This is a genomic window from Rathayibacter sp. PhB1, from assembly GCF_004362935.1.
Taxonomy (GTDB): Bacteria; Actinomycetota; Actinomycetes; order Actinomycetales; family Microbacteriaceae; genus Rathayibacter; species Rathayibacter festucae.
On sequence record NZ_SNYD01000004.1, the window covers coordinates 71,088 to 83,339 of the forward strand.

Genomic DNA, 12,252 nt, shown 5'->3' on the forward strand with positions numbered 1-12,252 from the left:
GTCACCCATCGGAGGGAGAGAGTTCGTGCACCTCCGCGACGCGGCCGGCATCCGTCACAGTACGCCTCGAACGACCTCGGAGAGGCGTTTCACGAATATCCCGGTGACACTGCAGAAATCGCCCTTCGCGTCTCCCTCCTGGCGACTGCGCGATCGATCGTCTCGGATCGGTGTGAGCAGTGCGGAACGGGGTTAGTCTCAGAGTCCATCCGAGACCTCGCGTGGCGAACCGCACCCTTCCCGGGCGCACGCGACGGCGGGACTCCCATGGGCAGGCTGCACGGCGACTCCGGCAGCGGTGCCGACGTCGACGACCGGCCCCTCGCTCCCCCGCAGCCCGTGATCGGGACGGAGCTCGGCACGAGCGCGTGCACGCGCGTACCCGGCTTCCTCCCGTGAGCACCAGCCGGCCGGGAAGCGGCGCCTTCGGCGAGGACATCGACCGGCTCCTCGCGTCCTTCACCACGCTCCTGCCCGGCGAGGACGCTGCCACATCCGTGCTCGGCGCTCCCTTCGAGATGCAGACACTCGCGGCGACCAGCCGTCGAGCGGCGACCCTCGACGAGACGCAGATCGACCTCGGTGAAGGGCCCGCCTGGAGCGCGTACCGCGCCTATCGCCCTGTCGAGCTGCAGGTCGACGACGAGCGGCACTTCGCCGCCTGGCCGGTCTTCGCGCTCTCCGCGGAGGCGGCAGGAACGAGGACCGTCCTCGCCGTCCCCCTGGTCATCGGCACCTCGAGCATCGGCGCGGTCACCCTGTACAGCAGCACCTCGATGCGGCTCGACGCCGAGCAGCTGCAGCTCGCGAGCCGACTCTCAGGAGCGCTCGCCAGGGCCGTGGTCGATCAGGCGATCACCCTGCCGGAGAACGGGAGGCTCGCCCGTGATCCCGCGCTCTCGCGCCGGGAAGTGCACCAGGCGACCGGGATGGTGATCGGCCAGACCCGGTCGACCCCGGCGGACGCCCTCGCGATCATCCGCGCCTACGCCTTCGCGGAAGGCGTCGGAGTGCGCGACGTCGCCGCACGGATCCTCGCCGGATCGCTCGACTTCTCCCACGATCCGCCCGAGTGATCCCCCTCCTCCGAGGCGGTCGACTGCGGGCCTGATCGGCGGTGACCAGTGCGCCCGGCGCGCCCGGGATCTCGAGATCGATGCCACCTCTCGAGACGGTCGCGGGATGGTCTTCCCGGCCCACGGGGCGGCCGGTGCACCATCGCCGATCGTCTCCGAGATCGTCTACCGTGCGGTGATCACCTCACCGCGCATCCCGAGCGCCTGGAGATCGACACCCGTCGAGGAGACGATCACCTCTCCGGTATCGCCGTCGTAGACGACGGTGTAGACGTCCCACTCCTTGGCCGGAAACCCGTAGGGCGCGTCGTTCACGACAGGGGCGTGCACGCTCAGAGCCCACATCGGCGCCTCCGGTGAGATTCGCGTGTCGCCGCCGAGTCCCGGGGCGCAGGAGGACAGCTCCGCAGACGTCGCCCGCACCGCGTAGATCGGGTACTGCTTCTTCTCCTCCGCGCTGAGCGTCGAGAGGCGACTTCCGGCGCCGTCGGCCAGGTCGAGCGCCGGGTTCGTCAGCTGCTGAACATCGATCATCGGCCCGTACGCGATGTCAGCAGTCGGGGGGGGCACGGCGGGGCTTCCGTCGGGAGTGGAGACGGCTGGGGGTCCCGAGTCGACGCCGGTGCTGCCTGTGTCTCCGTCGAGGTGGGCGTCGTCTTCGCGGTGGCGTCGATGGTGACGGGGCCGGAGCGGATGCGCATCGTCGTGGTGGTCTGCGTGAGGCTCACGTCCTCGGCGCCCAGGACGTCCCTCAGCCACTGCTCTCGTTCTCCGGCAGCATCGAGGCAGCCGACGGAGGTCGTTGCGGGGCCCCCGGTGATGAGCCGGACGTATGTCTGCAGACCTGCGTACTGGAGGTCGTAGGTGAGGGTGTTGCAGGGCCCGTCCACGCTGAGCTTCGACCGGCCGTCGATGTCGATGACGCGGAGGCCGACCGGGTGATCGAGCAGCCAGTCGCCTGATCCCCGAGCAGCGATGACCGCGGTGGTCTCGTAGACGGACTCGGTCGCTTCCTCGGCGCTGAGCAGATCTCCCGCGACCTGCGACGTCGACGGTGAGCCGGGGTCGGCGGTGCTCGCCGCGCAGCCGCTCAGGACGAGCGCCGCGGAGAGGCAGAGAACGCTGAGGAGAAGTCTCCTCGCCCATGTGCCGGTCACTGGTCGACTCCGGTCTGCGTCGTCGGCGGGTCGGTGCAGTCGACCCTGGTGCTCAGTCCCGTGAAGATCAGGAGGCGCCCGCTCTCCTCGCAGACCTGGCTTCCGGCGAGGGAGTACCTCGCGGCGTCCGTCCCGTCGGTGCTCCCGCCGTCGGCACCCGCTGCGGTGAGTGCAGCGCACGCCGTGGCGAGTGCCGCGGTGGACCGGCCGACGGGTGTCCGGATCTCGCCCGACAGCGCGACGCCCTGCCCGTCCGGCTCCCAGCAGGTGACGGGCGCAGCGACCGCAGTGCCGCGCTCCGTCGTCCCCGCCGTGAGGACTGCCGCGCTGAGGACCGCGCCCGCGATGCCCGCGAGCGTCACCGCCGCGGCCTGGCCGAGACGTCGGCGGCGTCGGATGCGGTGCGCGAGGCGTGCGCTGATGCGCTCGAGCTGCTCGTCGCTCAGGTCAGGATCGTCCATGGTCCTCTGTCCGTTCCGTCAAAGTTCTCGCCAGTGATGCCCGCACCCGCGAGAGGCGGTTGCGGACCGTCCCGTGGGACAGGCCGAGGGAGCGAGCGGCGTCGCTGTAGCTGAGGTCGTCCTCGATGCACGCCGTCCAGATCGCCCGGTCCGTCGCGCTCATCTGCTCGACCAGACGCCGCACGTCGAGCAGCCGGTCGCTCGCCTCCGCGTCGATGCCGCGAGAGGCGGTGTCGTCGGAGAGGGGCAGGTGGCGTCGGCGCTGCTCGCGGCGGTTGGTCGAGGAGCTGAGGTTGCGCGCCGTGACCAGCAGCCGGGGCAGCACCGACTCCCCCACGATGCGCACGCCCGAGCGGCGCTTCCAGAGCAGGAAGAAGGTCTCCTGCACGACGTCCTCCGCCTGGCCGGCGTCCGCGAGGAAGCTCCCTGCGGCCCGGTGGACCGCACGGCCGTGCATCCGGAAGAGAGCATCCAGCGCCGAGGGGTCGCCGCCGCGAAGACGATCCACCAGCGTCAGCTCAGCAGCACCGACCACCGACATCACCCCCCTCAGTAGTGAATGCCCTCAGAGCACGGTTTCGTCTCAGACTTCAGGGAGCGATCGCAGACGACTCGGCGATACGTCCGGGCTCATCCCCTGAGGAGAGGCCCGGTCGCCCGACCGGCGGCGTCGCGTTCGCTGAGCGGGCGTGTTCGACTGAACCGACATCGACGATCTCCGCGGGCGCCGGTGAGCCGTTGATCGATACTCAGGCGAGACGGTCGATGCGCTCGTTCCAGCTCGAACCGGTAAGCGACAACGGTCGCACCGCAGTCACGGCAGCGGAAGCATTTCCGCTCTCTCGGCGCCCATGATCTGGCGATGGTAGAGAAGCAGCTCCCAGCCTCGGAGAGTGAAGTCATAGCGCGATCCCGGCTGCACGGCAGATGGCGCGATGCCCGAACCACCCCAGGTGTATGCCGCCGTCAGACGCCCGCACTCCTCTGTGTCCACACGCCATCGACCTGATCTCCAGTCCGGAGCCAGAAAAGATCGCTGCACCTCGACCACAGTGCACGTTGCTGTCGACGCCGTTGCATTCCATCGATCCACCCACGCCCAGCACACCCCTGCAATCATCGCGAAGGCCGTTGCAAGCGCGATTCCCTCCTTCTTCGAAAGAGGGAACGACCATCGGCGCGGCGGCGCCCCCGCGCGCCGATGCCTACCCGATGGGCCCTCTGCGATCACGAGCCGAGAGTAGAACACGGGGGCGTTTCCTCACGCGAGGAGTGCCTCGATCGGCATCGCGGCTGACGACTCGGCGCGGAACCCTCGACATCGTTCTCTGAAGGCGTCTGGTCGCCCTGGAACTGCTCTGCGCGTAGCGGCACCGGCGCGAGCGTGCTTTGCTCAGCCGAACGGAGCGTCGCTCCACCCGCTGGGAGTCCACATGCCTCGCACCATCTCACTGCTCCTGCTCGCCGTGACGATCGCCGGCACCCTGGTCGGGTGCACCTCCGGCAGCAAGCAACCGAAGCCGACTGCAACGCCGACGCCGACGCTGGTCGCAGAGTTGGAGTCAGGTCAGTACGAGAGCACTTCCTTGACCAGCATCACGTCCGACGATGTCGAGGCACCGGCGGATCCTATCGACCTCACGATCACCATGGACGGCACCGGAGCCGGCGAGTTCGCGTTCGACGACGGCTGCAATGTGCAAACGGATTCGTTCGCCTTCGAGAACGGCGTCCTGACCGTCACTCACACCATGACCCTGCTTCGTGGATGCGTTGCTCCCGCCGGCGCCGCCGGACATCTCTTCGACGAACTTCTCGGCGAACCCGTCACTGTCACACGCCTGGGCGACGACATGAGGTGGACGAATGCGGTCGGCGAGATCGTCTTCGTCAAGGCTGCGTGATCAGTCGGCCCAGCTCACCGTGCGCTGTGAGAACCGAGCCCTGGAGGGGGTTGAGAGGTTGGTCCATTCGATGCGACGAAAGGCTGTGGCGGTCATAGCGCTCGTGGTCCTGGCGGTAGCAGCGCCGATCACCGCCTGGAGCGTCCTCTGGGAGAACACGATCTCGTCGGCTCGGTGCACAGTGACGGAGGTCGTCGACATCCACGCCCGCTACACCCCGAAGTTCGAGGTCGAGACGACTGACTGCGGGACCCTCTTCCTCTCGGGCGGGAACGGTGCGTCCGATCAATGGGTGACGGAGCAGGCGCAGGCGTTGACCCCCTCTGCCGGCTACGACTTCGTGCTGAAGGGATGGAGCTGGTGGACCTATCAGCGTTCCATCGTGTCGATCGCATCAGCGTGATGACGACCCTCACCACCGAAGGTGATCGCGTTCGCTGAACACGCGCCGGGGTTGTCCTTCGCTGATCACACGGCGAGCCCGAGTCCCGCTCGTGAACCGACTGTCGGGGCGCCGGTGAGAGCCGATACGCGCTCCGGCGGAGATGATTCCGGGGTGAGGATATTCGTGGGAACTCTCCGGCGCTGATCGTGCAATACCTTTTGTGAGCGTCGAGACGGATGGTGAGGTCGTCGGCCGGTCCCTGGGGGAACCGGCCGCTTTCGCTGTTCTCTACGACCGGCACGCTCGCCTCGTCTACCGGTACGCAGCTCTGCGAGTGGGTGTCGCCGCGGCGGAGGACGTGTTGTCGGAGACGTTCCTCGTCGCGTTCGAGGGTCGGGCTCTGTTCGATGCCGCTCGGGGTGACGTCCGCGCGTGGCTGCTCGGGATCGCGACGGTTCTGCTGCGCAAGCGCGCGCGTCTGGAGGCGAGGGCGTGGAAGGGCATGTTCGCGGAGCACGTCGCGCAGGTCCTCGAGCTCGACCCGCTCGATGCTGTCGCTTCACGGGTGGATGCGTCCGCTGCCGTGCGTCGGCTCGGGCGGGCGCTGCGTCGTCTCCCGGCTGGGGAGAGGGACGTTCTGCTGCTGCACGCGTGGGGCGACCTCGACTATCAGGGCATCGCCGACGCTCTGGACGTCCCGATCGGGACGGTCCGGTCACGGTTGAATCGCGCGCGCACGAAGCTGCGGCGCGTTCTGGACGCGGGGACGACCCGCCGAGTGGAGGTGGAGCATGGACAGCCTGACGCTGCTGCGCAGTCTCAGTGAGGTCGTGGACGATCCCGACGAGGCCGTCCTCGCTCGTGGACGTGCGGCGCTCTTCGAACGGATCCGCCAGGAGACCGACGCTCCCCCGCTCCCGAAGCGTCGCACCGTCCTTCCGCGCCGACTGATGCTCGCCGCGGTCGGCGCCGGCGCCGTCGCCACGGTCCTCGTGGGCGTGAACGTCCTCGGGGCGGGCTCCGGAGGTGCCTCACCGGCGGCCGCGGCCGTTCTCCAGGAGGCGGCCGCTCGCGCGATCGAGACAACGGACCCGGTTCTCGCTCCTGGGCAGTTCCTGATGGTGACGACCTCGGAGGTCAGCCTGGTGAGCAGCGATACGGCCGCGAGCTACCTCGTGCTCCACCGCGACCGGCTCTACATCCCGGCCGACACCTCCGACGAGTGGGTGTGGGACCGACCGGTGCCGGAGCTGTACGAGACGTTCTCGCCCGCGAGCGAAGAGGCAGCGGCGGCGGACTTCGCGCGTCGCGCGGCGGAGGGTCGTGACGTGGGCGAGCTTCTGCGCGCTGCGGGCGGACGCTTCTACGGCGGCGAGCAGTTCTCGCAGATGACCGAGTTCACCTCGCTCCCCCGCGACCCGGACAAGCTCCTGGAGCGCATCTACGCGCTGATCGGGAGCACCGGCAGTTCCCGCGAGGGCGAAGCGCTGGTGTTCATCGCGGACGCCCTGCGCCGCGGGACCATCCCCGCGGAGCTGCGCGCGGCGCTGTTCGAGGCGGCAGCCAGGATCCCGGGAGTGACCATCACCGACGAACAGGTGACCTTCGAGGGCGCGACCGGTGTTGCGATCGGACGGGTGGAGTCCACCACGGGCACCCGGCAGGAGATCCTCATCGACCCCGACACCGGGCAGCTGATCGGGGAACGGAGAGTGCTCCTCGAACCGAGAGGCGACCTCCCCGCCGGTCCTCTCTCCACGACGTCGGTCGAGACCAGCGTCGTCGACCAGGCGCCGGCCGGCGGGACGCCGAACGGCGCTCTCGAGGGCTGCACCGATCTCGGGAACGGACAGTTCCAATGCTGACCCCGCACGTTCCCTCATCCACCTCCGCGACGAAAGAATGGCAGCCCATGCGATCCTCCCGCTCACAGTCCCCGGCTCGCCGGCCGCTCGCCGGCCTCGCCTGCGGTGCAACGCTCGTCCTTCTGCTCTCCGGCTGTGCCACGAGCGCCGCAGATCCGTCCGACATCGCCCCGGCAGACCTCGATCGGGACACCGGTCAGATCAACTTTCCTCTCGAGACATACGTGATGAGCCAGGAAGAGCAGGCCCGGGTGCAGCACGCGAACGACGTCCTCGTCGGCGCGTGCATGGCCGAGAAGGATCTGCCCTACCCGGCGACGGACTTCGACCGGTTCGCTGAGCTCGAAGCATCCCCCGCTCCCGACCGGCCCTACGGACTCTGGTCCATCGATCAAGCCCGGATCGACGGTTACGAAACGCCTCTCACTCCTGCCGCTGCGGCTCTCGAGGCCCAGCACGAATCGTTCGACGAGGACTGGTGGAGCACCTTCCGGACTTGCTACAGCACCGTCGGCATCCTGCCGACCATAATCATCAACATCACACCCGAGCCGACCATCGCAGACAAAGGATCTCTCGAGGCTCGCGCCGAAGTAGTGGCCAGCGGAGAGTTCCAGAGGCAGCGGACCCTCTGGTCCGACTGCATCGAGAAGGAAGGACTGACCGACTCCGACTCCAATGAGGCGTTGCTTCCCGACATCGACTACTCGGTGACCGGTCCGGAGCAAGTCGCGATAGCCGTCATCGATGTCACCTGCAAAGACCAGCTCGGCACCATCGAAACGCTCGCAGGCATGGAGACGAAGATCCAACTCGACTTCATCGACGCACACCAGAGCGAGCTGCAGCAACTCCGAGACGACGTCGACCAGGTGCTTCGCAAGGCCGAGAAGATCACCTGACGGAGCCGATGCCAACGCAACCCGGCGGCGCACAATCGTGTGGCCGATGAACGACTCACGGGCAGCGGACGGCGGCGCGAAACGACCCGGTGAGGGATCCCTCTATGAGACGACCGCACCTTGCTGCCGAGCAACGGAGGCCCAGGCGCTGGGTATGCCAAGCTGCGGACATGGCATCTGAGCTCGGGACCGGTCGAGACGACGCGAACAAGTTCCAGCCGTCGGATAAGCGGCGGACGTCGCGGTCTTGGTGGACCGTCGTGGCATTGAGCTGCGCCGCGGTCGCGTGCCCGCTGATCGGGTTTGCATTCGGAGAGCCGGCGCATGACTGGGTCAGGTTTCTAGGCGTGCTGCTGATGTTCGCCGCGATCATGCTCGGTGGGTGGCTGGCGAACAAGGCGCGGCCACGAGATTAGCCACCGGCCAATGATCCCCGTACGGGACGACTGGAAAGACTCCGACGTCGTTTACTGATCGAACATGAGTTCCTCGAGACCAGACGCCTCCTTGCCCGAGGTTCCCAACGTGATGACTCAATACCAGGACGGTGTCGTGACCATCAGTACCGAGGGCTCCGGGCGACTTCAGGTGAATCTCAACGGCTTGGTCCTCTACGACGACAGCGTCTCAGAGGACTGAACCTTCGAACTGCCCCGACCAGGCAATCTCGGATCACGATGGACGAGACCGTGTACGACGTGAAGGACGGAGCGGCGGACGTAGGTGAAACGCACCGCCTCAGAGTCGTCACCGCTCTCCGGAAGGATCTCGGAGAACCGCACGTCCCACCGCACGTGACTGACGGGATCCTGAGTCGCCTGCCACACCTGATCGATACCGGCAGCGATGACCGTTTCGACGTAGATCCCGCGCGCTCGCACCTGCCCGAGCCTAGCCAGGACGCTTCGCGGCATCATCGGGTTCGGCGCGTCGGCGACCACAGCCGCAGGAAGAGCCAACATCAGTGCCTCTCGGCGGTCACTACGTCGGTGTGGGCGACGGCACGTCTCCCGGGGCGGGCTCGACGGTCCATTGGCCGATCACGGTGGTGCCGTCGGACTCGTAGATGTTGATCGGGTGATCGACGTCGAGGACCATCCAGTCCGAGTCCAGCATGTAGCCGTAACGCCCGTTGGTGGCGCGTGCGGCTACCAGATCGGGGCTGCCGTTGTGGTTGGTGACTCCGTAGGTCTGACCGTTGGCGTTGACACCCCATTCGGTAGTGGCGGAGGTGGCGTACTGCGCTGAGGCCGTCCAGGTCGTGTCGGAGTCCGCGGTGATCGTGATCGACGTGGATCCGCCCGAAGGAAGCAGGGCGTCCGGGACTCGCATGGTGTTCGGGCACGGCGTCTCGACCCATTGGTCGCCCGGAGTGTCGGCCTGCGGCCGGGTGAGGAAGGAGACCCTTCCGCCGGCGTCGCTCGTGCAGCTGAGTTTCACGGAGACGACATCGGCGTTCTCGGGGACAGGGCCGAGATCGATCTGACCGGTGCCGGTGTGGGTGATGGTGACGGTGTTTCCGAGCGAGGCGACGGTCGTCTCGCCGGGGTAGGTGTTGATCAGGATGGCCGCACCGGTCGTCGCGGTCGCGGCCACCACCACGCCGACACCGATGGCGACTGCGCGGGTGCGGCGCTGGTGGCGCTGGAGCCGGCTTTCCGACGTTCCGAGAGCGGACAGCTCGTCGCGGACGGCGCGGGCGAATCGCGGGTCGAGCTCGGGCGTGCTCATCAGCAGTTCCCTTCTACAGCGGGTCGAGTCGTGGGGTTGAGGTCGTGAAGGTCAGTCCGTAGGCGGGTCCGGACACGGTGGAGTCGCATCCGGGCAGCGGAGGACTTCACGCCGACTGCTTCGGCCGCCTGCGCGATCGGGAGGTCCTCGATCGCAGTCAGGACGAACAGAGCCGCGTCCGCGGAAGTGAGTTGGCGGAGCGACGAGGCCAGGCGCGTGCGGGTCTCGATCAGCTGCGGATCCGGCGGCGCCGCGTTATCTGATCGCGGCATCGTGCGGAGCACCTTCTGGTATCGCGCGCTCGATCGTTGAGCGTTGCGGGCGAGGTTGACCGTCGTCACGAGCAGCCACGGAAGGATCGAGCCCTGCACGACGCGGACGGTGCGGCGCTTGCGCCACAGTTCGAAGAAGGCAGCCGCCGCGACGTCCTCCGCATCGTGCGGATCGGCCAAGAGCCCCAGAGCCCGGTGATAGACGCGAGCACAGTGACGGTCGAACAGGATCGCGAAGGCGTCGCCGTCGTCGCGGCGCGCGCGCTCCCAGAGGTCCGCCTCGGTGGTCTCAGAATCCGTCACAGTAGAGAGTGTCCGGCGAACCCACCGGTGTCACATCTTCGTCAAACACCGACCCGGGTCCGCAACAAACGACGGATCTGACGTGCTGGACCATCCCCTATCGGGATGGGTTCCACGGAGTGAGGGAAAGCACGTCGAGGGCGACCTGGTGGACGCTCCGACCATCGGTGCGTACTCGGTGGACGTCCGGAGCAGCTTGCGAGGCGAGTAGAACGGCGGCGGCCCCGCTCCGAGCAATCGCATCGTCCAGCCCCGTTCCAACTTCTCGACCGGCGAGACGGCCGGCGATGGTCGAGTCGTCTGCGGTGAGCAGCACGCCAATCGATCCTGCCTCAGGATCGAGGGCTGCGACGAGGACGTCCCTCTCGAGCACGCTGACGGTGTTGGTGTAGAGAAGCCGGTGATACCCAGCCGCCCGGTAGTTCTTCCACATGGCTGCGAGGTTCAGCTCAGCGAGAGCGAGGCCGCGTCTCCACGGCTCGGGATGGGCTTGATCGAGGTTGTCGCCCTCGATGAGCGCATGGCTCACATCCGCCTCGGCAAGAAGCCGCGACACCTCGGCAGCAACGGACGACTTGCCGACACCGGACCGCCCTCCGAGGAAGAGCACCTCCGTGCGCCTCTCGTCCCCCGACTCGATCGCACCTGCGTTGACGTCTCCCTCGGTCATGACTCGACGGTAGCGATCGTGACTGCAGAACGATCCTCATACGGGACGGTTGCTGCGTCTGCATCCGTAGGCCTAGGCGAAGGTGTCGGAGAAACTTTCGGCGGCGAGGGAACGTTCTACGCGATCGCGGACACTTCCTAGTGTGAGTGAGCACAGCGATGAAGAGGTCTGGGCCCGAGCCGTGGCGGGTGACGGGGATGCCTACGGGATCCTCTTCGACCGTCACCGTGGACGTCTCTACCGCCACGCTCACGCCCTGGCGCCAGGTGGGACCGACGCGGATGACGCGGTAGCTGTCTCCTTCTTCGAAGCGTGGCGCCGGCGAGAGGCGATCCGCTTCGTAGACGGGTCGATGCTGCCCTGGCTGCTGCGCACCTGCACCTACGCGATGAACAACCTCGCCCGGGCGTCCAAGCGGTATCAGGCAGCCTTGAGTCGATTACCCGCGCCCGAGCCGCACCAGGACCCCGCTGACATATCCGACGAGGGCGAAGCGACCTCCGCGCTGCGCGGCCTCTCCCTCCTCGACCGCCAGGTAGTGACGCTCTGCGTGCTCGAAGACCTCACTGACCAGGAGGCAGCTCACGTGCTGGGCGTCCGGGTCGGAACCGTCAAGTCGCGCCTCTCCCGCGCGAAGAGTCGATTGCGCCAGCAACTCGACACCACTACTGCTCGCTCTGCGAAAGGAATCACCGATGAAATCTGAACCGGGTCTGTCGGACCGCGACCACGAGCTGCGAAGGATGCTCGTCGCAACGCCTACCGCGACGCCGGTGCGCGCTCCTCGCAGCCGGCGCACTCTCGCTGCCTCCGTCACCGCATTCGTGGCAGCCGGGATCCTCTCCGGCGCCGTCTCGGCAGCAGCACTCGAGAGTGATGCACCGGATTCGACCGTGAACATCGCAGAGGTCACCCAGGCACTCACCGAAGGGGATGCCACGTTCTACGGAACGCCTGTTGTCATCAACGGGCAGGGTCGGACCGAAGTGCAGCTGGGCCCGGCGCCGGACCCCTCCGCGAAGATTGCGACCGCCTTCGTCTGCGTCGATCGCGGCCGCTTCGATCTGGAAGTCGACGGGGAAGCCAGGCCGGGGATCAACTGCGACGGCAACCTCCGCAGCATCACGAACGGCGGTGCGTTCCTGCCGGTCTTCAGCGACGGAGAGCACACCATCACGGTGGTCGCAGACGGACGCGCTCGGTACACGTTCTGGGCCTCGTGGATCAAGCCGGCCGAGGACCCCGAGCCCTCCGCTGCCCTCACGGAGGCCCTCGCAGACGGTGTCGTCACCGAGAGCGAGTACCGCGACGGATTCGCCCGCTATCGAGCCTGCATGGAAGACGCTGGGTTGAGACTCTTCCGCGTGGACGAATCCGGACCGATCATCAGCTACTCGAACCTCACCGACAACATCGACTCAGGAGATGAGAAGCGCTGCTACGACGGAGAGTTCGGCCAACTCGATGCCCAGTGGCAGGTCGGCATCAACGGGTAATGCGTCGGCAACAGCGACAGCCCTTCGCCT

Annotated in this window: 16 protein-coding genes; 9 read left to right on the plus strand and 7 right to left on the minus strand. The window is 67.3% G+C overall.

Translation table 11 applies throughout. The features are described from left to right. Positions 1-267 precede the first annotated feature (267 nt). Positions 268-399, plus strand: a complete 132-nt coding sequence (locus EDF17_RS20475; RefSeq protein WP_279536155.1) for a hypothetical protein — start codon at positions 268-270, stop codon at positions 397-399. Next, complete coding sequence (locus EDF17_RS10715) at positions 396-1,076, plus strand: GAF and ANTAR domain-containing protein (RefSeq protein WP_123446454.1); 681 nt, start codon at positions 396-398, stop codon at positions 1,074-1,076. Before EDF17_RS20475 ends, EDF17_RS10715 begins: the two co-directional genes overlap by 4 nt. Before the next feature lie 165 nt (positions 1,077-1,241). On the opposite strand, the gene EDF17_RS10720 is transcribed toward EDF17_RS10715, so the two are convergent. Genes EDF17_RS10720 through EDF17_RS10735 form a run of 4 tightly spaced genes read right to left on the minus strand, consistent with a single transcriptional unit; the run spans position 1,242 to position 3,202 of the window. Further along, positions 1,242-1,610, minus strand: a complete 369-nt coding sequence (locus EDF17_RS10720) for a hypothetical protein (protein ID WP_123446453.1) — start codon at positions 1,608-1,610, stop codon at positions 1,242-1,244. Then, the gene (locus EDF17_RS10725; protein WP_123446452.1) at positions 1,607-2,233 is read right to left on the minus strand and encodes a hypothetical protein; all 627 of its coding nucleotides are present in this window, start codon (positions 2,231-2,233) and stop codon (positions 1,607-1,609) included. The genes EDF17_RS10720 and EDF17_RS10725 overlap by 4 nt, the downstream gene beginning before the upstream one ends. Further along, complete coding sequence (locus tag EDF17_RS10730) at positions 2,230-2,694, minus strand: hypothetical protein (RefSeq protein ID WP_123446451.1); 465 nt, start codon at positions 2,692-2,694, stop codon at positions 2,230-2,232. The genes EDF17_RS10725 and EDF17_RS10730 overlap by 4 nt, the downstream gene beginning before the upstream one ends. After that, positions 2,681-3,202 carry a sigma-70 family RNA polymerase sigma factor gene (locus EDF17_RS10735; protein ID WP_166649652.1) on the minus strand — a complete coding sequence of 174 codons (522 nt, stop codon included), beginning with the start codon at positions 3,200-3,202 and terminating at the stop codon, positions 2,681-2,683. The genes EDF17_RS10730 and EDF17_RS10735 overlap by 14 nt, the downstream gene beginning before the upstream one ends. 925 nt (positions 3,203-4,127) lie before the next feature. On the opposite strand from EDF17_RS10735, the gene EDF17_RS10740 reads away from it, so the two are divergent. The 5 genes from EDF17_RS10740 (at position 4,128) to EDF17_RS10760 (ending at position 7,750) form a co-directional block, all read left to right on the plus strand. After that, the gene (locus tag EDF17_RS10740) at positions 4,128-4,598 is read left to right on the plus strand and encodes an META domain-containing protein (RefSeq protein ID WP_123446449.1); all 471 of its coding nucleotides are present in this window, start codon (positions 4,128-4,130) and stop codon (positions 4,596-4,598) included. A gap of 181 nt (positions 4,599-4,779) precedes the next feature. Continuing rightward, positions 4,780-5,001: a hypothetical protein gene (locus EDF17_RS10745; RefSeq protein ID WP_133672000.1), complete on the plus strand. Its 222-nt coding sequence runs from the start codon at positions 4,780-4,782 to the stop codon at positions 4,999-5,001. A gap of 202 nt (positions 5,002-5,203) precedes the next feature. Then, the gene (locus EDF17_RS10750; RefSeq protein WP_123446447.1) at positions 5,204-5,809 is read left to right on the plus strand and encodes a sigma-70 family RNA polymerase sigma factor; all 606 of its coding nucleotides are present in this window, start codon (positions 5,204-5,206) and stop codon (positions 5,807-5,809) included. Beyond that, positions 5,775-6,848 (plus strand): CU044_5270 family protein, encoded by a 1,074-nt coding sequence (locus EDF17_RS10755; RefSeq protein ID WP_123446446.1) that lies wholly within the window; start codon positions 5,775-5,777, stop codon positions 6,846-6,848. The genes EDF17_RS10750 and EDF17_RS10755 overlap by 35 nt, the downstream gene beginning before the upstream one ends. A gap of 47 nt (positions 6,849-6,895) precedes the next feature. Beyond that, positions 6,896-7,750, plus strand: a complete 855-nt coding sequence (locus EDF17_RS10760; protein WP_123446445.1) for a hypothetical protein — start codon at positions 6,896-6,898, stop codon at positions 7,748-7,750. Between the two features lie 981 nt (positions 7,751-8,731). On the opposite strand, the gene EDF17_RS10765 is transcribed toward EDF17_RS10760, so the two are convergent. The 3 genes from EDF17_RS10765 to EDF17_RS10775 form a co-directional block, all read right to left on the minus strand. After that, entirely contained in the window at positions 8,732-9,481 is a 750-nt protein-coding gene (locus EDF17_RS10765; RefSeq protein WP_123446442.1) for a hypothetical protein, read from the minus strand. Then, positions 9,481-10,056: an RNA polymerase sigma factor gene (locus EDF17_RS10770; RefSeq protein WP_123446441.1), complete on the minus strand. Its 576-nt coding sequence runs from the start codon at positions 10,054-10,056 to the stop codon at positions 9,481-9,483. The genes EDF17_RS10765 and EDF17_RS10770 overlap by 1 nt, the downstream gene beginning before the upstream one ends. A 97-nt stretch (positions 10,057-10,153) precedes the next feature. Next, on the minus strand, positions 10,154-10,726 hold the full coding sequence (locus EDF17_RS10775) for an adenylyl-sulfate kinase (protein WP_123446440.1): 573 nt from the start codon (positions 10,724-10,726) through the stop codon (positions 10,154-10,156). A gap of 142 nt (positions 10,727-10,868) precedes the next feature. Here EDF17_RS10775 and EDF17_RS10780 point away from each other — a divergent pair, with 142 nt between their 5' ends. Both EDF17_RS10780 and EDF17_RS10785 read left to right on the plus strand, forming a co-directional pair. Then, positions 10,869-11,432 (plus strand): RNA polymerase sigma factor, encoded by a 564-nt coding sequence (locus EDF17_RS10780; RefSeq protein WP_123446439.1) that lies wholly within the window; start codon positions 10,869-10,871, stop codon positions 11,430-11,432. Continuing rightward, positions 11,422-12,222 carry a hypothetical protein gene (locus EDF17_RS10785; protein ID WP_133672002.1) on the plus strand — a complete coding sequence of 267 codons (801 nt, stop codon included), beginning with the start codon at positions 11,422-11,424 and terminating at the stop codon, positions 12,220-12,222. Before EDF17_RS10780 ends, EDF17_RS10785 begins: the two co-directional genes overlap by 11 nt. Positions 12,223-12,252 lie beyond the last annotated feature (30 nt).